This is a genomic window from Oceanobacter mangrovi, assembly GCF_019740315.1.
In the GTDB taxonomy this organism is placed as follows: Bacteria; Pseudomonadota; Gammaproteobacteria; order Pseudomonadales; family Oceanobacteraceae; genus Oceanobacter; species Oceanobacter mangrovi.
In genome coordinates this window covers 116,896-143,278 of record NZ_JAHXZR010000014.1, presented here as the reverse complement: position 1 = coordinate 143,278, position 26,383 = coordinate 116,896, and the positions used below count along the sequence as shown (strand labels likewise).

Here is a 26,383-nt window from a genome sequence, read left to right as displayed (position 1 = left end):
CGCTGCGCTCGTTACCAGCTTCTCTGCTGTGTCCTGCCTTCTGGATAGCCTGTAAGGCCACACAGAAGGTTCCACGGCGTCCCGCCAGGCAATCCCTAATCAGACTTGAATGATCCATTAGACGTTGAAGAGTGGGGCTTGCTGTCGTCGGGCTGCTCTCGGACTCGCTTCGCTCGAAATCCTCAACAACAGCAGCTGTCCAGGTGTTCCGGATCGGGACGGCTGTTCGCTGTTGTTTCCGGGTTTTAAATCCTTCGCATCCCTGACGCGAACGGCAGCGGCTGCGCCGGTGACGCCGGAGAATCCCGCTTGGGGCGCTTGTGGTGGTGTTGGCAGGTGGTTACCAGACCTGCTGCGAGACTTGGCCGTCAAGGGCGCCTGCGGCGCCCCGGCTGCGCCGGGTAGACCCTTGACAGCAGCCTCTTAGCAGGTGGGGGTTAACCATGCCAATCCCCACCATATCGGCGTTGCCGCATTGACCAGGTGCAGATCCGGACGCCGCTAATGCCGCTACGCCGGCATTAGCCGCCGTTGGCTTCGATAATGGATTGAGTTGCTTCGCGTATCCGGTGCATGAGTGCTCCAGATACAACAATCTTGAACAGTTGGGGTTTGTTGCGGTGCCAGTTGATAAGGGTTTGTTTGGATTCGCCGGTAGTTCTTACCAGCTCAGCCAGGCCAGTCAGACCTGCTGCCTTGCATTGCTCTGATGGGGTCATGAGGGGTTTCCAAAGTTACGAACAAGGTAAAATAATTTTACCTGATTTGGGATTTTGGTAAAACTATTTGACCTTGTATGTTGAGCACTCAGACTAAGTATCTGGAAACTGTGACTGCCGTTATCAGTAGTGATAACGGCACTGGGCGATAAGCAGGGCGGTATCGGTGACTTTGTAGACCAGGCGGTGTTCCCGGTCTATTCGGCGTGACCAGTACCCTGACCAGTTGTGCTTGAGGGGCTCCGGATCGCCGAGCCCTTCAAACGGATGACGTTGAATGTCTTTGATCAGGGTATTGATGCGTTTCAGGGTTTTCTTGTCGGTCTGCTGCCAGTAGAGGTAATCCTCCCAGGCGTCTTTGGCCCAGGATAGGATCACTCTTCAATCAGTCCTTGTTCTGTGCCGTGCCCGGTTTCCAGTTCAGCGATAGCCCGGTTCAAACGCTCGGCGTTTTTGGGGCTGGCCATCAAGTAGGCGGTTTCTTCGTAAGCGTGGAAGTCTTCCAGGCTCATGACTACCGCGGCTTTACCATTCTGACGTGTGATCATCATGGGCTTGTGGTCGTCGTTGACTTTGTCGAGCACGCTGGACAGCTGTGACCGGAAGGACGAGTAGCTAATTGTGTCCATCTGTTCTGCCTCTTTGGGTTGTACAGGACATTGTACATTAAGGTTTCTGACCAAGATAGAAATCTGTTGGTTTTGGTATGGTCTGACCGGGTTTAAACGGTAGCGGTTTAAGGGATTTTCTTAATTAAAACAGTAGGTTAGAGCTATCCGGTAGCCATGTTGACATGGTAGAGGTCCCCAGTTCGAATCTGGGTAGTCCTACCAAGAATTTATGCTGTTAAATCAGCAACTTAGAAGCCGACTTAACCGTCGGCTTTTTTGTTTCTCCCGTCTGAAAACACCTCTGTGCCTTAATTGTGCCCAAAACGTGCGAAAAAACGGTTTTTCGTGTAGCACGCCGGATCTTATTAGATTCTTCGTCACATCCTTTTAGATAGTATTCGTCCAGTAAATCAGCTCTTGAACGGGATTTGAATTTGCCTCGTTGAGAGCACCACTTAGCTGTCTGGATTATTGAATCACTACAATAAGCCCGATTAATCGGCAGCAGCCTATAAAGCTTGATGGGAAAATAAAAGATGGTGCTGTGTGGGTCTACCCAGACGATCGGCTGCGATAGTTTGGTTCCCTCGGCCCTGATGATGATAGCCACTGTGCAGAGTGTCGCCATGACTCTTCAAGCTGTCGGGATAATCCGTTTTAGGCGTCAATATGGCTGGCAAAGTGGCGCCCAAGGTTCCAATATCGAGCCAGCCTCAATAACAACAGGACGCCAACATGAGCAACTCCAGCTGGATTGAAATCTACACTTCCCCGGACGGCCAGACATTCAGCGGCTATTTGTCGCTGCCGCCTACCGGCAGCGGCCCGGCGCTGGTGATACTGCAGGAAATCTGGGGCGTGAACGATCATATTCAGGCCGTTGCCGACCAATATGCCGCTGATGGCTACGTGGTACTGGCACCGGATGTCTACTGGCGTCAGCAATATCGAACCAACCTGACATATGACCAGTCCGGAACTGACCAGGCCCGCCAGTTGATGATGGCGCTGGATCGGGATCAGGCCACCGAAGACCTGATGCTGGCACTGGAATACTTGCGGCAACAAGCAACAGTAACAGGCCCAGTCGGTGTGGTTGGATTCTGTATGGGCGGCCAACTGGCCTTCCGTCTGGCAGCCAACAGCACGGTTGATGCTGCCGTGTGTTATTACGGCGGCGGCATCGAACAACAACTGCACCTGGCTGACGATATCCGCGCCCCAATCCTGTTCCACCATGCCAGCCTCGACAGCATGATTTCCCAGGACGCCGTCAACAACATCCGTACCGCCATGGCCAGCCATCAGGGCTCAGTGTTCTTCGATTATCTCGACACGGACCACGGCTTTAACTGTTGGGGACGCCCGATGTACAACCAACAAGCCAGTGCGCTGGCTCATGGTCGTACCCTGCAATTTTTGGCAGAGCAGCTGGTTTGACGCTGATATGTCCGGCTTCCACGTTTCGGCGTGGTCACCAAAAGCACGACATTCCGACGCAAGAGCATGGGAACGAGACCAGCCCTTAACTCAATACAGACATGGCCGTCCTCGTGATTTGAACACGAGGAGTGGCTATACAGCAGGGTAATCAGGCGTCTTGCTTGCGGCCAAACAGCTTGCGGCCAATACCTGCAATGGCCAGAAGAGCAAAGATACCGAACTTCTTCAGCAGGAGCAGACCAGCTGCCAGCAGGCCAGCTTTTGCAGCCAGTTTGCCTGCTACCAGAGCTCCGATACCATAGGCTGCGACTTTGTCGATATCCGGATTAAAGTCCGCGTATTGTGAACCGGTGTCGAACTCCGCCATATCGAGCACGGCATTGAGGTTTTGGTCGATCACGAATTGCTGATCCATGTCGGCAATAAAGTTCATGACCAGCACGCCTTGGCGGCCCAGCACCCGGATGTTGTAGTTCAGGGTGTTGGTGGCGTCTGGTCCGGTTTCACCAAAACGGATTTCCTGAGCCCAGTGCAGTTTGTGTGTCAGCTTGTCGTAGTAGGGCTGTGATGCCCATCCAACCAGTTCAATCGGATCATAGCCAGCTTTCACCCGCTGTTCGCTTTCATCGCGGGTGTCTGACTGCATATCTTTGAGCAGGCTGCTGTAGTCAATATCATTGGCGTCTTCGTCAGAAACATAACCGTCTTCCTGATACTCGATGGTTACGCCCCAGGCATCGTCATCAAATGGGGTGACGCCGGCCGGAAAAATCATCCCCAGAGTCGGAGCCCCCGGAGGGTTACCCCAGGCATCTACCAGCACGCGGTCGGCATCTTCAGGGCTCAGATAATAGAAATCTTCTGGCACCGTCAGGGTGACGTGGCCGCTGGGCAGTGCGATCTCACCGGTTTGAGGAGTGAGTGAATTCCACAATTCGGTCGCGAAAGAGATATAGGCTGCATCTTCAGCGGAAAGCTCGGATGACGGTTCTTCGGCCCAGACAAGATTGCTGGCAGACAGGGCCAGGGCAAGAAATAGTGCGGGGAGTTTCATGATTACTTCCTTGTAAAAAACGGATGGGTAACTTCCTGTTAAAAAGAGGCCCAAGGCTAGCATACCTTTAATGACAAACTATGCCGCAGGTCCGGTTTCTGGCTGGCATTTTGTTACAGACCATAAAAATACGGATCTACTTCTGTCCGGTCTGGTTAGGGAATGGCTGGTGTGTCGCTGGCTGATTATGTCCAGACGGCTGGCGGAGTGATTGGTAATGCGTTAGTGCAGGCATCGCATTCCGGCGTTCCAGCCGAAAGCACGACATTCCCGAGCAGAACATGGGAGCGATAGCCAATTTCCGCACATCATACATACCAAAACGCCCGGCATTACAGGAATCGCTGGGCGTTTGGTTCGCTATTCGGAGCTTGAAACAGCCTCCGATACTTATTTAGCCATTTCCAGGTCGGCTTCGGCGGCGGCCAGCAGGTTGAATTCTTCTTCTGCGGTTTTGGCAATCAGTTTGTGACGGCTGTGCAGGAAGAACCAGGCCGCGCCGATAGCGAACAGCCCCAGCGTATAGAAGAAGGCGCGTGGGTCGAAGGCGTATACACCGGTCAGCGCGATCAATGACAGTACCAGTGCAATGCCAGAGGTGAACACGCCGCCGGGAGTTTTGTAGGGGCGTACCAGTTCTGGCTGACGCACTCGGAGCAGGATGTGGCTGAGGGCCATCAGGGCATAGGAGACGGTGGCGCCGACTACGGCCATGGTCAGCATCAGGTCGCCTTCACCGCTCAGTGAGGCCAGGAATCCAAAGGTGCCCGGAATAATCAGAGCCCGTGCCGGTACCTTGCGGCTGTTGGTCAGTGACAGGCTTTGTGGCAGATAACCGGCACGAGACAGCGCAAATACCAGGCGGCTATAGCCATAGATGATGGAGAAGAAAGAGGCAATCAGACCAGCCAGTGCCAGTACGTTTACGGCAGTCGCCAGTTGAGGCTTGCCAGCGGCATTGAGCGCGTCTACCAAGGGTACGGCGCTGCTGCCCAGAGCTTCGGAACCGGTAATACCCGCCAGAATAAACACCACCAGAGCCGCGGTGAACAACAGGAATACCATAGCGCCGATAATGCCTTTGGGTACGTCCTTGGCCGGGTTTTTGGCTTCTTCCGCCGCCAGTGGCACGCCTTCAACGGCCAGGAATAACCACATGGCGAATGGCAGCGCAGCCCATACGCCGTACCAGCCCATTGGCAGGAATTCGCTGGCTCCGGCGGCATCAGTTGGGGTGATGTTGAACAGCAAGGAAGCATCGAATTGGCCGATCAAAGCCGCTGCGGTGCCCAGAATGGCCAGCACGGCCAGGCCGCTGATCACCATCATGACTTTCAGGGCTTCACCAACACCGGCCAGGTGAATACCAATAAACACGGCGTAGAAAATCGCGTACACCACCGGGCCATTAAAGCCGAGCAGTGATTCAACGGCCGAACCAATAAAGATCACGATGGCTGCCGGGGCAATGGCGTATTCGATCAAAACGGCCAGGCCGGTCATGTAACCGCCTACCGGCCCCATCGCCTGACGGGCAAAGCTGTAACCGCCGCCAGCAGCCGGAATCGCGGCTGACATTTCCGCCAGCGACAATACCAGAGTGAAGTACATCAGCCCCATCAAAACGGCGGCTACTAGGAAACCACCCCAGCCAGCTTCGGCGATACCGAAGTTCCAGCCAGCGAAGTCACCGGAAATTACATAGGAAACGCCAAGGCCAGCCAATAACAGCCAACCGGCGGAACCGCGCTTGAGCTGGCGCTGGGCCAGGTATTCCTGATTCATATGATCAGACATGGTTATACCTCGAAGTAGATTAGTCGTGGCTAATCAGAAAGTTATGGTTATGACTTGGGGTAGAGCCATCCTGCTCAAGCACCGAATCATCGGTACGGTCTTTCAGCTGCACACCGGAGACTTCGCGGGCGCGGGCTTCTTCCATCAAATACAGGGTTTTACGTACCGCATCCGGGTATTTGAGACCGGCTGGACGGACGTTCGAAATGCAGTTGCGCCAGGCATCGGTGCGGCCAACCTGCGGGTTCCAGGTCAGATACAGGCCCATGCTGTCGGGCGAGCTGAGGCCTGGCCGTTCACCGACCAATACCAGCACACAACGGGCCTTCAATAACTCACCAACATGATCGCCAATGGCGACGCGGCCTTGTTCTACAAGTGCCAGCGGGGCGATTGACCAGGGATTGCTATGGCTGGTCAGAGCCGGAATCAGCTGGCTCAGAAAAGGCACACAGTTGTCTTCGATGGCGCGTGACGACAGGCCGTCGACAATCGCAATCGCCAGATCGTATGGCTCGGCTTTGGCGGTTGGCTTGTGATGGTCTTGCAAGAGCTGTTGCGAGCTGGAATTCAGCTGGCGGCCGAGGTCCGGGCGTTGCAGATAAACGGCGCGGCTGTCGGCCTGACTGTGTAGCTGGAATGGTATCCCGGCCGGACACCATGGCTGCTGAATCAGGTTATCTATCAGCTGTTCAGTTGGCAGTGGGCTGTGAACCGCATCCTGGGCCCGGGCATGGGCCAGCTGGAATTCCATCAAGTGTTTGGTCGGTACACTGATACCGGCGCGGCCAAGGCCAATACGGGCATCGGTAAACCGGCGCAGGCTTTCCCAGGGATTGTCGGTTACCGGGCTGTCGTTGGCAGCCAAACGCTGTTCAGAGCTGGTGCCCTGAGGCGGTGTGGTGCCATTGCAATGTTTGTTCATCAGTAACCTCCCAACAGGTTGCCCAGTGAACGCTGGAAGAGATCAGGTAACTGGTTATTCAAAGTAAAGCTGCCGCCGTCACGGAAGATCTGGATCTTTTCAAGCCAGGCGGCGAATTCCGGTGCCGGTTTCAGGCCCAGCGCCCGGCGTGCATACAGGGCATCGTGGAACGAGGTGGTCTGGTAGTTCAGCATGATGTCGTCGGAACCGGGAATGCCCATGATGAAGGTGCAACCGGCAACCCCCAGCAGGGTCATCAGGTTGTCCATATCGTTCTGGTCGGCGTTGGCATGGTTGGTGTAACAAACGTCACAGCCCATCGGCAGGCCCAGCAGCTTGGCGCAAAAGTGGTCTTCCAGCCCGGCGCGGGTAATTTCCTTGCCGTCATAGAGGTATTCAGGGCCGATAAAACCCACCACGGTGTTGACCAACAGTGGGCGAAACTTGCGAGCCACCGCATAGGCGCGGGCCTCACAAGTCTGCTGGTCTAGACCGTGATGGGCGTTCGCTGACAACGCGCTGCCCTGGCCGGTTTCGAAGTACATGACGTTATCGCCAACGGTGCCGCGTTTGAGCGACAGCGCTGCGTCCTGTGCTTCCGCCAGGGTAGCGAGGTTGAAACCAAAGCTGTCGTTGGTGGCCTGGGTGCCGCCAATCGACTGGAATACCAGATCCACCGGAGCGCCTTGTTCGATCGCTTCGATGGTATTGGTAACGTGCGTTAGAACACACGACTGGGTAGGGATTTCGTAGTGATCAATCACCTCGGCCATCATGTTGATCAAACGACAGGCCTGCGGCACGTTGTCGGTGGCCGGGTTGATACCAATGACCGCGTCGCCGTTGGCGTACAGCAGGCCATCAAGAATGCTGGCGGCAATGCCGCTGGTGTCGTCGGTCGGGTGATTGGGCTGCAGCCGGGTCGACATATGGCCGGGCAAACCAATGGTGTTACGGAACGCGCTTTTCACATGGCATTTTTTCGCCACCAGAATCAGGTCCTGATTGCGCATGATCTTGCTGACGGCTGCGGCCATTTCCGGCGTTACTCCGGCGCGGATGCGTTCAAGTATGGCTGGCGTGGCGAAGTCACTCAGCAGCCAGTCGCGAAAATCCCCCACGGTCAGGTGGGCAATAGGCTCAAAGGCCACGGCATCGTGATCGTCGATAATCAGCCGGGTAACTTCGTCGTCCTCATAAGGCACCAACGCTTCCTGCAGGAAGGTTTTCAGCGGCACTTCTGCCAACGCCATCTGGGCCACTGCGCGTTCTTCAGCGTTGTGAGCCGCCACACCGGCCAGCCGATCACCGGAGCGGGCCGGAGTGGCCTTGGCCATCAGATCGGCGAGATCCCGAAAATGATAGGTTCGCTGACCAACGCGGTGCTGGTAACGGCTGCGTTGACTGTCTGCTGGCTGTTTATCCGTAGTCATGGTGCACGGCTCCCGACTGTTTTAGGGCATGGGTTTTGCTCCAGTCATTGTCATTAATGTAACGATCAGTCGTTATCGAATTTTGGCAAAAGTAAAATTTGCATAAAAATCAATGACTTAAAAATGTCATCAATGTTGGTTTTGCGCGAATTTGATATTGAGGGTTTTCCGGTGAGTGCAACATTGGGTAACGATGCACCAATGGAGTGCGTAACGCTTCAGCATAGGGAGGCAAGGGACGCCGATTTGCACGCCAGTAATCTGACGAACTGGCAACAGCAATACGACCAGGTCAGCGCCGGGGAATTTCACGGCCAGATCATCGAACTACCGTTCGATAATCTGCAGGTGTTCCGTGAAGACACCAGCCAGGCGCTGCAACAAAAATGTGTTGTATGGCCAGACTCGGTGTGGCTCGGCATTCCGTTGGCACAGCAGCCTGACTGCCGTATCAACGGACTGGCAGTGGGAGATGGTGCCTTGATGTGCCAGCCAGGCAGCCACGATTTCCAGCTTTCAACCCCGGAGCAATACCAGCTTTACGGCATGGTGGTGCAACGCGACGCCCTGCAGGCGCTGGCGGTGATTCATGGCGTAGAGATTTCTGATCGACTGGCGCAAGGGCCGGGTAGACGGGCGATTCCGCAACAGACTCTCGACGATGCCCGCTATATTCTGGCGCGCTTGCTCAACCAGCAAGACCCTCGTGGCCGCAATCGTATGTCCCGGGATGTCTTGATGATGACGGTATTGGAGTTGTTGAAAGAAGAACAGCCACAACCGTGTGCCACGCCCAGCTATCAGCATCGCAAGCAGGTGGTTGACCAGGTTTGCGCGCTGATCGACAGCCAGCCGGACCAGCCATTTACCGTCACCGACCTGTGCGAAAGCGCCAACGTCAGCCGTCGAACATTGCAATACAGCTTCCAGAGTATTCTAGGCATTAGTCCTATCAAATACCTGCGGGTATCGCGTTTGAATGGGGTGCGAAGGGCATTGGTGCGAGCCGCTGCCAGATCTGGCGGAATGGCCGTGAGCCAGACCAGCATCGCCGACATTGCCAGCCAATGGGGCTTCTGGCATATGAGCCAGTTCGCCAAGGACTACCGCACCCAGTTCGGTGAATTACCTTCTGAAACCTTGCAACAGCGGTCGTTGCAATAAACGGAAGCGAAAGGTTCTGGCAGGATTGGTACGGCCCATCCTACGCTCGGTGATTGGACAATCACGATGGGCATGGCCGATCCTGCGTTTGGTGTTGGACGATCATGATCGTAGGGTCCAGGCATGCCTGGACAAGTGCCATCCGACGGGCGTTATCCTCCCACATTCTCCGCATTCATCAGGTAAATCGTATTTTCGAAGATTTGCCGTAATACGCCGTCGTCGAATAGCTGCGGGTCGCCGTCGAGCACTATGTAGCTACGGCTGCCGTCGATCTGGGCGGCGTCGCTGAAGGCGCGGGCGAGTACGCCAATACGGATGGCGGTGACCGCCGACAGGTCGCTGACAGAATCCAGCGGTACAAAGCCGGATGTTGCGCTGGTGGCGTATAACACCTGGAAGTCTTCAATGCCGCTGGCGAGTGTCTGGACACTGTCGATCAGGCTGCCGGAGTCAGTGTAGCTGGCGCATTTCAGCAGATCATCGTATTCGTCGTCGTTTTCGCCACTGTCCCGTTCGACCCAAAACACGTCTATCACCAGATCGGTTTCATCCACGCCCAGGTCTTCCAGACTGGCGCCGCTGCAGGTGGTGCCATTGGCGCTGACGCGTTCGATGGCCAGTTGATCCGGGCTGTCGGTGCTGTCGTAGGAGCAGTAGGCGTCGGCGTCAGGGGGGTTGACCTGGCTGTCGCAGGCGTCCATCACAATGCGGTCTGGAATTACGCTGGTGTAGGGGCTGTAGCCGCCGCGGCGAATTTTTTGTGACAACCAGTTGATGGCAAAGCTGGCGTTCTCCTGGGTTTGCGACATGCCATCGATACGGCTGTTGCTGCGGTTGCTGCCGATCATCAGCTGCATCACGACCATGGAAATGATCAGCGAGATCAGTCCGGCAATCATCAGCTCAATCAGCGACATACCACGCTGGCTGGTTAGTCTTCTGGCCACAGGCTGAACTCCGTAGAGATGGTTTCGGTGCGGGTCTCGATGTCGTCGGTGTTGGTGTAGACGGTATTGCCACTGCTGTCCTGGCCGCCGTTGCGGACATCCCAACTCAGCGACAGTACCACTTGGCTGGAACTGCCGTCGTAGCCAACGGCGTCGGTGATGGTGACGATCAGCTGCGGGTTGGGCAAAAAGTCCGCACTGCTGGCGAAGGTATAGTCAGCGTCGCTGTCACTGCTGCCGGAACTACAGGCGGTGGCCCACAGGTCGTAGGCGGCGAGGGTTTCGGCGTCACAGCTGTCGGCGTCCACGTGTGCAGTGCCGCTGTTGTAGGCCGCGCAACGGGCCGGGGCGCTGCCGCAGCTGTAGGCGCTGCCGCTGGTGTCGTAGGCATCCAGTGCGTAGGCGTTGAGGCGAATACGATTGCTGAGATCTTCCAGCATATTGGCAGCCAGCGAGCGGTGGGTGTTCTGTTGGGCGTAGCGGTCGGACTCCAGCATGGCAAACGCCAGCCCGACCAGGCCAATGGTAGAAATGGCGATGGTTACCAGTACTTCGACCATGCTGAAGCCGGACTGGTCTGGTTTGGCTGCGGCTGGCCTGTTGCCAGACCTCAAGCGGAAGCGGTTCAGCTGCATTCGATCTCCGTCACAATCGGTTGGCCGGAGGCGGGCAGGGTGAGCTGGTAGGCGCGCTTGCCCTTGCAGCCGTCGACCGCCAAGGTCAGGGTTCCCTTGCTGCTGGCCATACCGTACAGGTTGAACTCCAGGTTGCCGCTGAAGTCGCTGCTGATGGTGGTGTTTTCCGGTGTGCTGCTACTGCGCAAGGTGTCGCTACTGTCGCTTTCGTGAATGACCCAGCCATCACTCCAGTCGCCATCAGCTTCGACTTCAACGGCGACCTTGTTGGTGATGGCGTAGTTGCGGGCAAATTGCAGATCAGTCTGCAGCTTGCGCATCAGGGCATCAGATGAGCGGTTGTTCAAAAAGGTCGCCATCGCGGGGGTAGCGATGCTGGCCATGACCCCCATCACGGCTATTACGGTCATCAGCTCGATCAGCGTGAAGCCGCTGTGGGAACCACGTGAAGCCGTCATATTATTCCTCCTCCTCCCAGTAGGTACGGCTGATGGTGCTTTGGCAGTTGTCGGTTTGGACGGTGACGGTACCTACTGCGAGAATCGCCGAGTTGTCACAACCGCTGTCGGTAGTTGAGCCACCGCTGCTATCGGAATCGGAGCTGTCGCTGTCGCTGGACGGATACAGCGGTGAGGACAGCTCGGCTATGCCAGGTACGTCCAGTTCGCTGTAGTCCACAGTGAGAGTGGCCGTTTGTTCACCGTCGTCATCAACGCTGTAATTCAGCTGGAAGGTGTACAGGTTGGTACTACCGAGGTCGGTTTCGCAGCTGCTGCTGGTACCGTCGGGTGGTGTGTAGGTGGCAACATAGCTATAGCCACTGAGGGTAACTGCATCTGACAGCACCTTTTCACCGTCACCATCCAGTTCGTAATAAACACCGTTGACCATGTCGCTGGCGGAGGCGCTGTCCAGGTTGCTGTAGTCGGCCAGGTCATCGCGGCTGAGTTCGCTGTACTCCTCTGGTGCTGAGGTGATGTCGAAGTCGTTGATGATGTAGATGCGGTCTTCCGTAGTGGTGTAGAGCGGGTGAGCGCGATAGCCGGAACCGATGACAATCTGGTAGCGACCGGCGCTGTAGGTATTGCCATCGTCGTCAACAAAGGTACCGCTACTGATGTAGGAAACATCCGGCGTGGTGAAAAAGCGGGTGATGTTGGTTTCGGTATTGTCTTCACCTAGGTCGGCAATCACACCGCCGCTGGCGAAGTCATTGGTGGCGGTATTACTGCTGTCCTGGTTGAGGTCAAAGCGCCAGATTCGGCCACCAAGGTCGGCGGTGTAGAGAATATCGGCGTCGCCGTCGTTGTCGTAATCAACCGGCACAATGTCGGCAACGATGGCGCTGGTCATGTCGCTGAGGTTGAGGTTGGCACCGGAGCTGGAGGCTTTCCAGAGCAGTTCACCACTGGCGTAGTCGACCATAAAGACGGCGTTGCCCATCGAGTGTTCGGTGCGTTCGTCGTTATCGTCTTCGGCTTCATCATAGCCGCCGCCAAAGAAGAGTACAGTGCGCTGGCTGCCTTTCCATAACACAGTAACGGGTGTTAGCTCGGACCAGGTTTGACCGAGCTCTTCAAAGTCACCACTGCCGCCCTCAATGGTCCAGGCCAGATCTGGCTTGTCGCGGTCGGCAACGTCTAACGCATAGTAGTTGCGGCCACCACGACGCATGCCAACGTAAAGATAGGCTTCTTCATCGGAATCGATAATGTCGTCGTTATCTGAGTCAACGTGGTAACTGGAAATTTTGCCGTCGAGGCCATAGACCCGGCTGGTGGCGTCATCGAAGTAGGCCAATGCGCTGCTGAACAGGTCGGTTGGAATAAAGGCGAAGCGTTCGGCCGGGTCATCCTCGGTGGTGTCAATGGCGTGCAGGTAACCTGAGTTGGTGCCGACAAACAGGGTCACGTCGGGTTCGTCGTTGCCATCGCTATCGGTACGGGTGCCGTAGGTCAGCAAGACTGGCTGGCTGTGCAGTGGATCTTCCATTTCTCGCCGTGCGTCGCCGTCTGAGGAGTCCGGGTCATAGCCCGACAGCCACAGCAGGAAATCACTTTTTTCATCATCATCCAGATCATCAAACGCGCTCAGCTCGTAAAGATCGGTGTTGTCACTGGAAACCACGTTGCCTGAAGCGGTGAGATTGTTGCTGACAAAGTTGGTGAGAATTTTACGGGCGCTGGCGTCGTCCATACGGCGGGCAGCACCACCGAGAGTGACGTCATCACCATCAGGAGCGTCTTCGGATTCGGTCCAGTAGCTGGTGGCATCTTCGGAGAAGTAGCCGGTATCACTGTCGACCGCCTCGTCGCCGTTCTGGTCATAGATGGTGCCGTCGGAGCCGATACGGTAGCGCTTGACGTTGCCGCGCCAGGCTGCGGTTTCAGAGGGTTTGAATACCGAATAGTAGAGCTCGTCGAGGTGTTCGAGGTTGTTAAAGGCACTCACAGCAGCGGCCGGTGCGGCATAACTGCCGGAGGTAGCGGTAATGGTGGCGAATACCTTGGTGAGGGCTTCGGTCAGGCTGTCAGTATCTTCACCGGTACTGGAAATACCACCGCCATATTCAGCCATGTCAGCCAGTTTGGTGACGACATCATCGTCGCCAATAAAACCGCCAATGGTGTGGACGTAGACAACCTGGTCGTCATCGAGATCCTCGCTCTGGTCGCCATGGTAGAGGAAGTAGGACAACTCTTCGGCGCAGTCACCGTCAGCGTCCTTGCTGTTGCTGCCACAGGTTGAGCTGAAGTTGTCATCGCTGGGGAAGTCGGCGCTTGGCAGGGTCGCCAGCCAGGTACGAATCGCGGAGTTGGCAGCGGTATCGCCGTTGGGTTCGCCATCGGTGAATACCACGATGTGGTTTTTCTGGCACGACTCGGTGATCGGCGAAACATAGTTGCCGCTGCCGTCGTTGGTGTCGTCGAGGTTGAGGTATTCACTGCAGCTGGAGCTGGAGTCGCTATCGTCACTGCTGTCGTCTGAGCTGCTGTCATCTGAGCCAGAGCTGCCACCGGTGTTGTTACTGCCGCCGGTGTTGTTACTGCCGCCGGTGTTGTTATTACTGCCGGAGTTATTGTTGTTATTCGAGCTGTTGTTATTCGAGTTGTTGTTATTCGAGTTGTTGTTATTCGAGTTGTTGTTATTTGAGCTGTAGTCAGCCAGCGTGCTGTAGGCCGTCAGGCCGGTGCCATCGTCAGACGTTGAGCTGCTGGATGAACGGCTCATAGTCGAGCTGCTGGTCGATGTTGACGCGACTAGTGTGCTGGCAGAAGACGTGCTGGATGTTGAAGAGCTTGACGCTGTGCTGTCAGTCGATGAGCTGGACACCATGCACAGCCCGGAGTCGCTGCTGTCGACCGAGGTGCTACCGTAGGTAATGGCGCCACCACGATAAAACAGGGCCATTTCATAGAGGCTTTCTGTCAATGGGGTGCTGCCGGACGCGGTGTAGTTATCCAACACCGATTCGAGCAGGTCTTTGACGCCGTCATCGTCGATAGACAGCATCGGCGTTGAAAGCTTGCCACCGTCACCGCTGGTATTAAAACGGGCCAGCGCAATATTGATACCTGATACATTGCCCAACACGGTAATCGCAGCGTCGCGTACCACGTCCAGACGAGAGCCAACCACGCTGCCATCTTCGGTAACGTCGGTATCCATACTGCCGGAGGTGTCAAACAGGAATACCACGTTAGGGGCTGCATCTGTGGTGCTGGTGGAAACGTAGATTTCGGTATCGTCGGCGCGGGTTGGCATCGATTGCAACAAGCCAAGAGCGATCAGGGAAAACCAGTAAAGCTTCATGTGTTCGCCTCAGTAGTTGGCCGTGGCATGGCCACCAAAGTTGATGTAGTCGAGCGTGGCCGCAGCGCGGTCGACGCCGAGAAAAATCACCGACATGTTCTTGCGCAGATAGAGTTCACTGGCCCGTTGCAGGTCGATATCGCGTTCGTATTCGAGCAAGCGGGTGTTCGAGGTCAGGGTAAAGGTCTGGGCTTCGCAGGAATCGCAAAGACGGGCAACCACGGCAGAACCGGAAAAGGTCTGCAGGTTGGCGACAGAGATATGATATTCCGCATTATTCATCAGGGCATCGGCATGGCAGCTGGCGGATATGCTGATCATTCCACTCAATAACCCGGCTGTTATAGCGATTGTTTTCATCCTGTTATTCCCAATAAAAATAGTCAGTCACTGCCAGCGCCAGTCAGGGTGATACCCAGTACCTGGGTTGAAATGATTTTGCCGTTGCTGTCTTGGGCAGTGGCAATAACCCGAAACGGATATTTGCTGGCGCTGCCGGAGGAATTGCCTTCGTTGCACAACAGGCAGGTGGAACTGATCGGGTGGGCGGCGTCGTAATAGATTTCGGTAGTGGTCGAAGCAACCGCTGGCAATTCAGCGGTTGATGGTTCATCCCAGCTGAAGTTGCTGTAGGGCGCGAGAGCGACATTGTCGTAACTGAGGTCATCTTCACTGACGCCGTCGTCACGCTGTTCCTGGAGGGCGTTTTCTTCTTCCTCGACCAGGCTCATCAGATCTGTGAGACCGTCGGTACCGAGTGCCTCGTACATGGCCTGCAGGTTGCCATAGGTTCGATCAAGGTGGCTCAGTGACGCGCTGCGTACCTGTTGCTGGACGTTATAGTTGGTCACCATCCGGGTTTGTAAGGTCGTCTGCTGCATGCCAACGGTGGCTGCCAGGGTGATCGCCGTCAGCAGCACCAGCGTGATAATCAGGGCTGAGCCAGACTGCGGCTGGCAGCGATTGGAGTTGCTCGTAAAACCCATCATATTTCCTGCAATTAAAGTCGAATTACGCTGGTCTGGGCTATCGGTAGATAATCCAGGGAATATCCACTCTGAAAACTTTCAATAGCGGGATATCAGTATCTCAGGACGGCTTTATCAAGCAGATCGGAATTGCATTTTTTTTGTGATACGACAGATATTGGCAATCTGCTGATTGTTTGAAGATATGTAGGTAAATAATCGCTGGTTATTGTGATGTTGAAGGCTGTATCTGTCAGAGTCGGTAAGATTTACCACCAGGTTGACAACAGCTTTATCAGAAATCGGAAAAATATGGACTGATCGACACCAGTCGCGTCAGCGGCTGGTGTCTGGCATTGAAGTCGGATTGATCGGACGCTGGCTGGTTATCGGGAAGACCGCGCCGCCCATAACGACGCTACGGCGGTGGTCATCATCAGCCCGGCGAGACAAGCCAGCAACTGCGTTCCGGCATCGGTAATGCCTGGCAAGGCGCTACTGATAGCAAAGGTGGCCAGCATCATCAGGCTGCCGTTAAAGGCGGAAACCTGCAGGCTGTGGCCATCAAAGGGTTTCAATACCTGGCTTTGGGCACAGCTGTGATTGATACCATGAGCCAGCATAAATAGCAGTCCTGGCAGCAGGAAGGTGATCAGTGTCAGCCAGCTGAACAACACCAGGCTGGCGAGCAAAACGGCCGCCACAAGATTCAGCGCACTGGCAACCAGCAAGGTCTGTCTCAGTGACTTGCTTTGCAATAACCAACGGCACAGTCGGGTACCGGCTGCAAATCCCATCACCATCACACACATCACCAAACCAAACCAGACAGGGCTGACGTGCTGGTGGCTGATAAAAATCAGCGGTGCATTACTGAGCAAACCTACCAGGGTGGCGTAAGTCAGGCTGTTTAGCAGGGTGTACCGGTAAAAGACCGGCTGCCGCAGTATTTTCGCCAGCGCAACAGGACGTTCGGGGGCACTGTGCAAGCCGGCTTCCGGTTTGCCATTAACCAGCCACAATAAAACACCTGCCGACAGCAACGCCGGGGCCAGCACAGCAGCTCGCCACCCGGCAGCTGTGACCAGCAGGGCGCCCAGTGGAATGGTCAGGGTGGCGACCAGGGCTACCAGCCCCAGACTTCTGGCCAACTGGTCTGTACTGTTGGCCGGATGATAGCCATGCATCATGGCACGGGCAGCAATAATAACGGCCCCCAGACCGGCTCCCTGGACGGCCCGGGTGATAATCAGCCAGTCGATGTCAGTAGCCAGTGAGCCGCCAATAGCGGCCACTGCATGCAGCCCCAGTCCCAGATACAGAATCGCGGCGCGTGGTACTTTCAGTGCCAGTTTGCCCCACAATAACTGTGACAGACCAAAGGTCAGCAACAGTGAGGTGAGGCTGTAACGAACCTGCTCACCACGGCTGTGTAACTCGTCCTGCAAGGCCGCCAGGCCTGGCAGATAGAGGTCGGTGGTGAGCGGCTGCAAGGCCAGCAAGGCAGCCACCAGATAGATCAGTCGCTGCGGGTTGGCTTGCTGACGGTTTGGCGTTGCGGGCATCAACGACTGAGGCTCTGTTGTGGCGCAGGCAGCGGCTCCAGTAATGCCTGGATAGCGATGCCAATTGCCAGCAAACGGCGGTCCTGCATACGCTGGCCGTCGATTTCCAGACCAACCGGCATACCGGAATCCAATCCCAGACCAGCGGGAATCTGCAGCGCTGGTAAACCGGCACTGGCGGCGGGTTCCGTGTTCTGGATCAGCAAGTCAAAGTTACCCGGTGAGCTGACTTCTGGCACGGCTTTGGGGGCAACGACTGCGGTTGTCGGAAAGATCAGTGCGTCCAGCTGGTAGTGACCGAACAAATATTCGTAGCGGCTGATCAGTGCTGGTTTGCCGCTGTTCATGGCCCATTCGTAGACGGGCCCGGAAGCTGTGCTGCCGTCTGCGGTTGGCAGCTGGCGCGGCAGAATAATCTGTTCGTAGCAAGCCTTGACGTCCGGGCTGTTGATACCGGCAACCAGTTGCTCAAGGGTCAGTTGTGGTCCCTGGGTTGCCAGATACTCAACCATGCTGTCGAAGGCTTCGTGAAAAACGACCGGGAAACCGATCTTCTCATTCAGTTCCTGCAGTTGGCTGTCGGCAATTTCGACCAACGTGACACCAGCTTGCTGGAGCCGCTGTTTAACGTCCTGCATAACCATCCGGGTGTCGTCATCCAGATTGGCCCAGAAGCCGGCGGGCAGGCCCAGACGCAGGCTGTTAAGGTCGATTTCCTCAAGCTGCTGGTCGTCGCAGATCAGGCCATCGAGCAGGGCTACGTCTGTCATGGTCAGGGCCATCGGGCCAGCGGTATCACGGCTGTGGGAAATCGGGATCATGCCCCGATCCGGATAACGGCCACTGCTTGGCCGCAAGGAGGCGCAGCCATTCAGGGCTGGTGGAATACGCATTGAACCACCGGTGTCGGTGCCGAGAGCAACCATCGCCATTCGGGCTGCGACGGCGGCAGCACTGCCGGATGAGGAGCCACCGGCAATACGCTCTGCGTCATAGGCATTGCGAATACCGGCCAGCGCACCGGTGTTGAAACTGGTGTTATAGCCAGTCGCGCCGAAAGCCAGTTCGTGCATATTGGTTTTGCCAAGAATGATCGCGCCCTGATCTCGCAGTCGTTTGACGACTGGCGCATCGGCATCAGGAATGAAGTCAGCGAGTGCCGGACAGCCAGCGGTACAAGGCAGATTGGCGGTATGAATATTGTCCTTGATTACCAGGGTAACACCTGTCAGGGGCAGCAATTCGACACCGGCCTGAATCGCCTGGTCGGCAGCATCCGCTGCAGCCATCGCGGCATCGGCATCGACGCTGACAAACAGGTTGAGGTGCGCGCCTGCATGGATTCGTTGAAGGCTGTCAGCAACCAGCTGGCGGACGGTTAGTTCACCGTTGAGCAACGCCTGTTGCATGGATTGAATGCTGGTATATGGGGCAGCAGCAATAGCTTGGTTCATGATCATAAGCTCCGGTTACAGACCCAGTTCGTGGCGAGGGCGGGTGAGGGTATCGATGACGGCGTAGAGGATTTTTTCAGCACAGGGAATCAGGTCGGGGATATAGGTTGCGCCCATACCTCCGAGCCCTTCAGCAACCGCCAATGGCGGATTTTTGGCAGGCCAGGGCCAGCCAATGCGGGCTGTTGGTATGCCGTAACGACGCAGGGCGGTGCCGTCGGTCTGGCCACCAAGCAGGTCTGGTGTGCTGTAAGGTCGCTGTTCCAGCTGCTCCCAGCCCCGGATACAGGACTGGATAATCCAGTTATCCGGATCGGTCGTGCCACCAGGTACGGTGCCGTACATTTGCCATTCCAGTTCAATTTCCGGGTGGCGTTGCAACATGGCGTCGATGAACTCGCCAAACTGGTGTTTGACGTTGGCCGGGCTGGTACGCGGATTGATTCGCAGGTCGAGGAATATTTCTGTGACCGCTGATGGAAAGGCCGGTCGTTCGCAGTCACCGCCTTGCACACCGGCGATCCAGCCGTAAGGTCGAATAACGCCGGAGGTATTACGTTCCGCATATTCGGGTAACCAGCGTTCAATTTCCTGAATCACGGTCGCTGCCGGGACAACAGAACTGCGAAACTCCGGCAAGTCATGCGGCACGCCAGCGTAGCCCAGAGTGCCCTTGACCCGAACCTTGAACCAACCCATGCCAGGCTCTTCGTGATAGACCCAGTTCCAGGGCTTCATGACGATGGCAAAGTCGGCAGCCCCGCCACGGTTGAGCAAATGCAGCACGCCATTGGACATACCGGCATGACCACGGGCAGAAATGTCCACCGGCATGCCGCCATCTGCCATGCCGACCAGTAAATTGCCCTGCAGCGGGATGTCGGCTTCGATCAGGGCTCGGGCAATTTCGGCCAGGGTAGCAACCATGGCTTTGGGGTTTGACGCACCAAGCCCAAACACCCAGTCGGGTAACTGCTGGGCATAGGGTTGCATATCCGCCTCTGCTGCCTTGCCGGTGAGCAGTTCGTCGCTGCCATCGCGTTCCAGGTGGGTATCAATCGGAGCGTATAGCAGCAGGCTGGCACCATTGCCTGAGCCCGGCAGTTCCGCCAGCACATTGCCCGTGATCTCACTCATTGGCTGGTAACGGGCGTTCAGCCCGGCATTCTGCAAGTCGTTCACCATGTACTCGCTGGCGGCCCGGGTAGCGCCAGTAGGGCTATGAATATCGGTCAGTTCGAACAGTCGTTGTTGTAACCGGGCCGGGTTAATGCGAGCACAGGCTTGCTGATACCAGGCCCATTGCTGCTCTGTAAATTGGGGACGATTCATCGGAAATCCTCTGGCCAGCTGGGTGGCCGGTTCATGAATGGGTTGGGTCAGGTCAGTGGCTGGCAACAAAGGGTTCGCTGTAGATATGGTCAGCAGCAACGCCATGTTGCAGCAGCTTTTGGGTCGCTGCTTCCACCATGGCCGGAGGCCCGCACAGATAGGCGACGCTGTCGGGTTTGATGTCGTTGGGGCTGATGGCGTCGAGCAGATTTTGTTGCAGGCAACCCGGCACGGCTTCTCGGCTGACACAAACGCGGGCATCCAGATTTGGCATCCATCGTTGGCGCAGCCTGATGTCTTCAATACCAAACAGGCTGGCGGCGCTGCTGCAGCCAAAGCTCAACAATACCGGTGGCCGCAGACCACCCTGATTCCGCAGGCTGTCGATCATGGAAAGCACGGGGGCGAGGCCTGTGCCCCCGGCGATAAAGATATGCGGCTTGCGTTTGTGTTCCGGGCGCAGGAAGAAGGCGCCGTAAGGGCCTGTGAGTGTCAGTACCTGATCGACTTCGGCGTGTTGGCGCAGCCACTCAGACATAACGCCGAGGGGCTGGATACGGATCATGAAATCCATGTAGGGCAGTTGTTCGGCAGTGCTGTAGGGCGAATAGCTGCGCAGCTGACCGCAGCCTGGAACTTCGATCTGGACATACTGACCGGGCTGAAATTTCATCCAGCTACCTTCCGCCAGTTCCAGCCGTAGCCGTACCACATCGTCAGCAATGCTTTCGATGCTATTGATAAAGGCGTGAGCGGTGCCAGCCGTCACCGCAGCGGCGGCACTGCTGTACGAGAGTGTCAGGCGGCAATCGGATTCTGCCTGGCAGACGCACAGCAACCGCTGGCCGGCATCGTATTCACTTGTCAGCAGGGTGGAGCTGGAGCCAGCCAGCTTGCTGGTGGTGCCGTCGGTTAGCTGGGCGATACAACTGGAGCAACTGCCGGAGCGGCACTGGTGCATAACCGCAACATTCGCAGCCACTGCCGCATCCAGCAAGCTTTGGCCGCTGCTGGCAGTGATGGTTTGGGTTACTCCGTCACAAAACACCAGCTCAACCTGATGTACTGAAGCATTCATAGGGTGACTCCACGTTCGCGGGAACGTCTGCCAATGGCATAAACAGGGTTGATATTGGTAAGTCCCGGGAAAGCCGGTATCACCAGCGCTAACTGTTGATACCGGACGTTCGCTAGCAGGGCTGGGGGACGGCCAGCCGGGCATATCGGCTGCGATAGAACAGCAAGGGATCGGCAGGCTGTTCAGCCAGATCCAGCTTCATCACCCGCCCGACAAAGATCAGGTGATCGCCGCCTTCATAGCAGTACTCCACAGCACACTGAAAACGAGCGGCGCAGTCGGTCAGCAACGGCAGCCGATTGATCCCCTGTTGCAGCTCAATGCCAGCGAACTTGTCGCTGGAAGAGCGGGCAAAGCGGTCCGACAAAGGCTGCTGCTCAGCACCGAGGACATGCACGGCAAAGTGACTGGCAGCTTCGAATGCCTCGCAGCTGTAAGCGCTTTTGGCGATGCTCCAGAGCACCAGAGGGGGCTCCAGTGATACCGAGTTAAAGCTGCTGACGGTGACGCCAACCGGCTCTCCCTGTGGTGTGTTGGTGGTGACAATGGTGACGCCAGTGGCAAACTGACCGAGCGCCTGACGCAGCTGTTGGTTATCAATCATGGTGTACTCCTCAGAAACGACTGCCGTAGGCAAAGGAGAGCCAGTGCTGGCTCATGTACGGATCGGTGAGTGAGTCCGGCGCTGCGCCGGTGCCCTTGACCTTGCCTTCAAACGAGCGCGCGTAGGCAACAGACCATTCACTGCCTGCGGCTGTTGTGTAAGTGCTGCCAATGGTGACGTGGCGATGGTTGGCTGCCGGTGCCAGCAGTCCCAGATAGGTTGAGTCACTGTCGACCAGCTGGTTGGCATCGTTGTAGCCCGCCCGCAGTGTCAAGGCATCAGAGGCCTGCCAGGCCAGCCCCAGTTTCCAGACGGTTTGATCATTCCAGCCAAAACCGGCTCCGGAACTGCTGCCGGTGGCTCCGCTGGCACTGGAGACGCCGGGGTTGCCAAAGGTTTTGACGTCGCTCCAGAAGATATGCTGGACGTCCAGGGCGAAGGTCCAGTCACTGCGTTGATAGGCTGCGCCAAAGGCGTAGTTGGCGGGCATATCCATGTCGCCACCTTCTGCCAGCAGGTTTTCGAACTTCTTCATCTTGCTCATATAGCCGCGGCTGGCGTAGGCGGCTCCGAGTGTCAGGTACTCACCGAAACTGCCCATCCAGCCAACGCGCAGGCCACTGCCATAAGCACTGTCTCGACCTTCGGGTAGGCCAATGCTGGCGGTACCGTCGACTTCCAGTACCTGATAAATCGCCATCAAACCAATGCCAACGGTTTGGTTGGCCGTTAGCTGGCGGGCATAGCTGACGGTTGTAACGATTTGCTGGAATTCCGATCCAGGCCCCTCCATGCCGCCGATATTTTCGTCGTCAGCGTACTGGGTGCCAACGCCGTTGCCGACGACAGAAACGCCCAGGCTGCTCTGTTCGTCGAGCAGCTGGTTGTAGCCAAACTGGGGAATGATGTATAGGTCGCCGTCAGCACCGCCATCGGCATTGACGCCGTTGAAGTCAACACCGTTGTCGGCCTGCAGAAAGGCCACTCCAACATCGACCCGGTCGCCAACCGATAACATGCCGGCCGGGTTGGAAGCACCGACAACGGCATCTTGCGGCAAGGCCACGACAACGCCGCCCATGCCTTCGGATTTGACGCCATAACCGTGTGGAAAGGTGCCCTGGGTTGCCATTGCCGGCAGGCTGCAAAGGGCCGTCAGTCCGATGCTGCTGATCAGCACCCGGCGGCGCTGGCTGGTCTGTTTACAAAACAACATGGCTCAGGCCTCCGCGGTTGATTGGCTGGTGGTTTGGGTGCTGTAGGAGGCGATGACCTGTTCAGCCGCGGCGGCTTCGTAATACCAGGGAGCCAGTGATTTGGGGTCGTCAAAGGAGTTGGCAATGGTGGTCGCCAGTGCCGGAATTTGCTGGCAGGCGCCCATCACCATCAGTACCGACTCCGGGGGTGGTAACAAATGGGTATTGGTGAATTTGACGACCCACTCGGCGTAGTCCCAATAGCGGTCGAAAGTGGCCTGCTTCCAGCTATCATCGAAGCGGCCGTCACCCTCGGTCATACAATCAAGGATCGCATCACGGTAGATGACGGAACACTTGCTGGCATTGTTGGAGCCCTGCCCGGTGACCGGGTCATTCAGCACCAGTACATCGGCCATACCGAGTACGGTTTTACCGGATGGCAGCGTACCAATGGGTTTGCGAACGGTTGGCGGCACCCGGCCCCAGAGCGTGCCCAGATCGTCTGTCAGTGACAGGTTTTCGCAGCGCCAGGCCTCCCACGGGAAGTATTCACGGATAAATTTGACCGCCAGTGCGAGGTGCTCGGCGGGAGTCGAAACGGTATCCCAGATATCCATTGGACCACCGGGTACCGATTCCAGGTTGATGATGTCAGCCGGGCCATTGATGGTCAGGCAAGGGAAGTTTACAAACTCGCCGATACCCGGGTTGACGCTGATGTTGAGTGCTGAATAATCCTCACGCGGCAGCATGCCGTTGACGTAGCTGAGGGAGATGGTGCGCATTGGGGTATTGAACTGGCTTTTTTCTTCGTCACGTTCAAACAGCTGGCCGATTTCGCCCTTGCCGGTGGATACCACCACCAGATCGTGGTCGTTGGCCAGCTGTTCCAGCATGGCAATGTCGGCATCCGCAATGATCAGCTTGCCGCCGCGCTTCTCAAATTCGTCCATCCAGCGTGGCATCTTGATGCGCTGGTCGACGGATTGACCGGGGGCGTGCATCCGGGCACGCCAGTCGATCATCATGCCGTCGCTGTTACCAATACGGAAATGGACCCCCTCTGTTGGCGGACAGCTTTCATCCCAGAAGCTGATACCGGCTTCGCGTTCGAAGGTCAGCGCCATGTCATACATTGACTGACTCGACATCACCCGGCCGTGGAGTATTTCATCTCCGCTGCGGTTCGAAACAATAGTGACTTCGCAGTGCTTGTCGAGCAGGCTGATGCCCAGCTGCAGGCCCGACTGGCCAGCCCCGATAATGGCTATTTTTTTCATGGCGTCTCTCCGGCGTAAACGATTGGCTGTTGTTACTTGCTTGCTGTTCTGGCTTTGAAAAATGCTTGATGGATATCAAGGACGTGGCATCAATATGCGGATAAGGCGGGGCCGGAAATATTCAGCGGCTGCAGGGAATATGCGTATCCTGCAACTATTTAACGGGCGTTTATTTATGCTTTTTATTGGCGCGCAGTGCGTTGGTTTGGGGCGCCATATTTGTATTCAATTGGTGCGACAAGAGACATGCTGGTGCGCCTTGCGGGATATATCGGCAGACATCGGCTGGTCGACAACTGCCACATGGTGGGCTTCAACCTGATGCTGTTCATTTAACAAATCGACGTCATCCCGGACGCGAAGCAGATCCGGGATCCATAGGGCTTTTGGACCCTGAGCCTGTGCGGCCCAAACCGTTCAGGATGACGGCAATTTGTGCTTAGAAACGCTTAGGTGAACAGCATTAGAGCCTCAGGCCAGTTACGGATGGACTCATAGACAGCGTCAGCCAGAATGGAATCGGGACGCAAAGGGAAGGCGGAAAAATAGCGCTGGCAAGGCACAACCAGCCTGTGTTGCAGCGGTCACGCGGCAGAAATAACGGTGCGCAGGTCGTTCAATTGTTTGCCTGAATGGATCAATGTGTCTCGAAAGTCGAAACTCCTTTTTTCGCTGAATATCAAACATTTTTTGTATCAATGTGTGCCTAAAGTCTGATTGTGATATGGCAATTCAGGCCTTAGATTCCCGGGCTTTTAGCCAAGGCACGCTTATGAAAGATAATAATAAATCAAGCTACCAGGCGTTGCGGCAGCCACGATCGGCTTTCGCAACGCGCGCAGAATATCTTGATCATGAATTGCAGGTAATGGAACCACGCCGCTGGCGTCCGAATTTACCGTTCCGTGACTACCGCTTTGAAGTTGAAGACTGGGTGCCTGCACTGGCGGCGACCATCGGCAAGATTGTGATGGTTGCAGCGGTTGTGGGTGCATTCGCAGGCCCACTGGGGCTGTCGCGGGAGTTTGTTATTGAAAACGCCCGTTTCGAAATGCTGATTGCCGCAATCCTGTTTGTGGTACTGATTTCCGGTTTCCTGAACCCGACCAGTAACCTGGCCGGTACTCACGGTCCACTGATTCCGCTGATTCCACTGATTGTGGCCTCCGGCGGCCACCCGATGGCGCTTGGCCTGTTAATCGGGGTGTTCGGTTTTATTCTCGGCATTACCAAAGGCGGCAGTTTGCTGGCCAAACTCACCAGTAATGGGGTTTGTGGCGGGTTATTGCTTTACCTCGGATTTATCGGCGTGACCGGCCAGGTCGCCAAGCTGTTTGCCTGGGCCAACGGCTTCGATATGGCTTATATCGCCTTTGCGGTGATCATTTGCACCATCATCATGTACGCCTGGCTGGAGCATATTCAGATGCGTTGGCTGGCGATTCCGCTAGGTGCGGTACTGGCGGCGGCGATTGCCTTTGCACTGGGTGCCCCGTTCGAGTTCTCGACCGAACCGGGTATTCCAAACCTCAGCCCATCGTACTGGTGGGGTGAAGACACTGGCTGGAAATTGGGCCTGCCAGGTCTGGAGCACTTTATTGCGGTAATGCCATTTGCGGTACTGGCGGTCGCCATGTGGTCACCCGACTTTCTGGGCCACCGGGTGTTCCAGGAGCTGAGCTATCCGAAAAAGACTGACGAAGTACTGATGAACATCGACGACACCATGATTTCGGCTTCTGCCCGTCAGGCGGTGGGCAGTGCGCTGGGTGGCGGTAACATCGCGTCTTCCTGGGGTACCTACATTGTGCCTGCAGCGATTGCCCGTCGTCCGATTCCGGCTGGCGCCATCCTGACTGGCTTGCTGTGTGTGGTGGCCGCGGTCTGGGGTTACCCGATGGACCTGGCGATCTGGCAACCGGTGCTGAGTGTGGCACTGATCGTTGGTGTTTTCCTGCCACTGCTGGAAGCTGGTATGCAGATGACTCGCGAAGGCAAGACGACCCAGTCGGCAGCCATCGTGATCTTCTCATCGGCGCTGGTTAACCCGGTATTCGGCTGGTCGCTGACCATGTTGCTGGATAACCTCGGTCTGATTGGCTGCAAGGAACGCGGCAAGGAACTGGGCCATACTGGCCGCTGGGTGATTCCGGGTGTGACCTTCCTGGTGCTGTGCACCGTGATGGCGGCGATTGGGATGTTCCCTGGTATTCCGGCGTTGCTGGAATCCTTCCGCACGCTGCACTGATCCTGCCTTCTGATCGTCCCCGCTACTGACGGGCGGGGACGATTCATCCATTGTTTGTCTGTTTCCCTGTACTGAGTCTCTTGCCCTGTGTTTTGACACCTTGCCCGGCCC

Annotated in this window: 23 protein-coding genes; 3 read left to right on the top strand and 20 right to left on the bottom strand. The window is 56.4% G+C overall.

Annotated elements, in window-relative coordinates; genetic code table 11:
* Positions 1 to 521: 521 nt before the first annotated feature.
* The 3 genes from K6123_RS22010 to K6123_RS22000 form a co-directional block, all read right to left on the bottom strand.
* Complete coding sequence (locus K6123_RS22010) at positions 522 to 719, bottom strand: hypothetical protein (protein WP_221794631.1); 198 nt, start codon at positions 717 to 719, stop codon at positions 522 to 524.
* 123 nt (positions 720 to 842) lie between these two features.
* The gene (locus K6123_RS22005; protein ID WP_221801644.1) at positions 843 to 1,097 is read right to left on the bottom strand and encodes a Txe/YoeB family addiction module toxin; all 255 of its coding nucleotides are present in this window, start codon (positions 1,095 to 1,097) and stop codon (positions 843 to 845) included.
* Entirely contained in the window at positions 1,094 to 1,348 is a 255-nt protein-coding gene (locus K6123_RS22000; RefSeq protein ID WP_221801643.1) for a type II toxin-antitoxin system Phd/YefM family antitoxin, read from the bottom strand. Before K6123_RS22000 ends, K6123_RS22005 begins: the two co-directional genes overlap by 4 nt.
* Before the next feature lie 717 nt (positions 1,349 to 2,065).
* On the opposite strand from K6123_RS22000, the gene K6123_RS21995 reads away from it, so the two are divergent.
* Complete coding sequence (locus K6123_RS21995; RefSeq protein ID WP_221801641.1) at positions 2,066 to 2,770, top strand: dienelactone hydrolase family protein; 705 nt, start codon at positions 2,066 to 2,068, stop codon at positions 2,768 to 2,770.
* A gap of 151 nt (positions 2,771 to 2,921) precedes the next feature.
* Here K6123_RS21995 and K6123_RS21990 read toward each other — a convergent pair whose 3' ends face one another.
* The 4 genes from K6123_RS21990 to K6123_RS21975 all read right to left on the bottom strand — a co-directional run bounded on the left by K6123_RS21990 (position 2,922) and on the right by K6123_RS21975 (position 7,982).
* Positions 2,922 to 3,827, bottom strand: a complete 906-nt coding sequence (locus K6123_RS21990; protein WP_221801639.1) for a DUF2167 domain-containing protein — start codon at positions 3,825 to 3,827, stop codon at positions 2,922 to 2,924.
* A gap of 390 nt (positions 3,828 to 4,217) precedes the next feature.
* Complete coding sequence (eat, locus tag K6123_RS21985; RefSeq protein ID WP_221801637.1) at positions 4,218 to 5,624, bottom strand: ethanolamine permease; 1,407 nt, start codon at positions 5,622 to 5,624, stop codon at positions 4,218 to 4,220.
* Between the two features lie 19 nt (positions 5,625 to 5,643).
* Complete coding sequence (gene eutC, locus K6123_RS21980) at positions 5,644 to 6,549, bottom strand: ethanolamine ammonia-lyase subunit EutC (protein ID WP_221801636.1); 906 nt, start codon at positions 6,547 to 6,549, stop codon at positions 5,644 to 5,646.
* Complete coding sequence (locus K6123_RS21975; RefSeq protein ID WP_221801634.1) at positions 6,549 to 7,982, bottom strand: ethanolamine ammonia-lyase subunit EutB; 1,434 nt, start codon at positions 7,980 to 7,982, stop codon at positions 6,549 to 6,551. Before K6123_RS21975 ends, eutC begins: the two co-directional genes overlap by 1 nt.
* Before the next feature lie 246 nt (positions 7,983 to 8,228).
* Here K6123_RS21975 and K6123_RS21970 point away from each other — a divergent pair, with 246 nt between their 5' ends.
* Positions 8,229 to 9,146: a helix-turn-helix domain-containing protein gene (locus K6123_RS21970; protein WP_246624963.1), complete on the top strand. Its 918-nt coding sequence runs from the start codon at positions 8,229 to 8,231 to the stop codon at positions 9,144 to 9,146.
* Between the two features lie 152 nt (positions 9,147 to 9,298).
* Here the strand turns inward: K6123_RS21970 and K6123_RS21965 are convergent, their stop codons facing one another.
* From K6123_RS21965 to K6123_RS21905, 13 genes are all read right to left on the bottom strand, one after another.
* Positions 9,299 to 10,096, bottom strand: a complete 798-nt coding sequence (locus K6123_RS21965) for a PilW family protein (protein WP_221801632.1) — start codon at positions 10,094 to 10,096, stop codon at positions 9,299 to 9,301.
* Positions 10,081 to 10,731, bottom strand: coding sequence for a type IV pilus modification PilV family protein (locus tag K6123_RS21960; protein WP_221801630.1), 651 nt, complete (start codon positions 10,729 to 10,731; stop codon positions 10,081 to 10,083). Before K6123_RS21960 ends, K6123_RS21965 begins: the two co-directional genes overlap by 16 nt.
* The gene (locus K6123_RS21955) at positions 10,722 to 11,189 is read right to left on the bottom strand and encodes a GspH/FimT family pseudopilin (protein ID WP_221801629.1); all 468 of its coding nucleotides are present in this window, start codon (positions 11,187 to 11,189) and stop codon (positions 10,722 to 10,724) included. The genes K6123_RS21960 and K6123_RS21955 overlap by 10 nt, the downstream gene beginning before the upstream one ends.
* 1 nt (position 11,190) lies before the next feature.
* Positions 11,191 to 14,544 (bottom strand): PilC/PilY family type IV pilus protein, encoded by a 3,354-nt coding sequence (locus K6123_RS21950; RefSeq protein ID WP_221801628.1) that lies wholly within the window; start codon positions 14,542 to 14,544, stop codon positions 11,191 to 11,193.
* 9 nt (positions 14,545 to 14,553) lie between these two features.
* Positions 14,554 to 14,904, bottom strand: coding sequence for a hypothetical protein (locus tag K6123_RS21945; RefSeq protein WP_221801627.1), 351 nt, complete (start codon positions 14,902 to 14,904; stop codon positions 14,554 to 14,556).
* Positions 14,905 to 14,927: 23 nt separating this feature from the next.
* Complete coding sequence (locus K6123_RS21940) at positions 14,928 to 15,533, bottom strand: pilus assembly PilX family protein (protein ID WP_221801626.1); 606 nt, start codon at positions 15,531 to 15,533, stop codon at positions 14,928 to 14,930.
* A gap of 365 nt (positions 15,534 to 15,898) precedes the next feature.
* Positions 15,899 to 17,077: an MFS transporter gene (locus K6123_RS21935; protein ID WP_221801625.1), complete on the bottom strand. Its 1,179-nt coding sequence runs from the start codon at positions 17,075 to 17,077 to the stop codon at positions 15,899 to 15,901.
* Positions 17,077 to 18,531 carry an indoleacetamide hydrolase gene (gene iaaH, locus K6123_RS21930; protein WP_221801624.1) on the bottom strand — a complete coding sequence of 485 codons (1,455 nt, stop codon included), beginning with the start codon at positions 18,529 to 18,531 and terminating at the stop codon, positions 17,077 to 17,079. Before iaaH ends, K6123_RS21935 begins: the two co-directional genes overlap by 1 nt.
* 15 nt (positions 18,532 to 18,546) lie before the next feature.
* Positions 18,547 to 19,863: a M20 family metallopeptidase gene (locus K6123_RS21925; RefSeq protein WP_221801623.1), complete on the bottom strand. Its 1,317-nt coding sequence runs from the start codon at positions 19,861 to 19,863 to the stop codon at positions 18,547 to 18,549.
* A gap of 52 nt (positions 19,864 to 19,915) precedes the next feature.
* A complete protein-coding gene (locus tag K6123_RS21920; protein WP_221801622.1) occupies positions 19,916 to 20,941 on the bottom strand; it encodes an FAD-binding oxidoreductase in 1,026 nt (341 codons plus the stop codon).
* 112 nt (positions 20,942 to 21,053) lie between these two features.
* On the bottom strand, positions 21,054 to 21,545 hold the full coding sequence (locus K6123_RS21915; protein ID WP_221801621.1) for a flavin reductase family protein: 492 nt from the start codon (positions 21,543 to 21,545) through the stop codon (positions 21,054 to 21,056).
* Between the two features lie 10 nt (positions 21,546 to 21,555).
* Positions 21,556 to 22,761, bottom strand: coding sequence for an OmpP1/FadL family transporter (locus K6123_RS21910; protein WP_221801620.1), 1,206 nt, complete (start codon positions 22,759 to 22,761; stop codon positions 21,556 to 21,558).
* A gap of 3 nt (positions 22,762 to 22,764) precedes the next feature.
* Positions 22,765 to 24,024 (bottom strand): styrene monooxygenase/indole monooxygenase family protein, encoded by a 1,260-nt coding sequence (locus tag K6123_RS21905; RefSeq protein WP_221801619.1) that lies wholly within the window; start codon positions 24,022 to 24,024, stop codon positions 22,765 to 22,767.
* A 772-nt stretch (positions 24,025 to 24,796) separates the two neighbouring features.
* On the opposite strand from K6123_RS21905, the gene K6123_RS21900 reads away from it, so the two are divergent.
* Positions 24,797 to 26,272: a DUF3360 family protein gene (locus K6123_RS21900; RefSeq protein ID WP_221801618.1), complete on the top strand. Its 1,476-nt coding sequence runs from the start codon at positions 24,797 to 24,799 to the stop codon at positions 26,270 to 26,272.
* Positions 26,273 to 26,383: the final 111 nt, after the last annotated feature.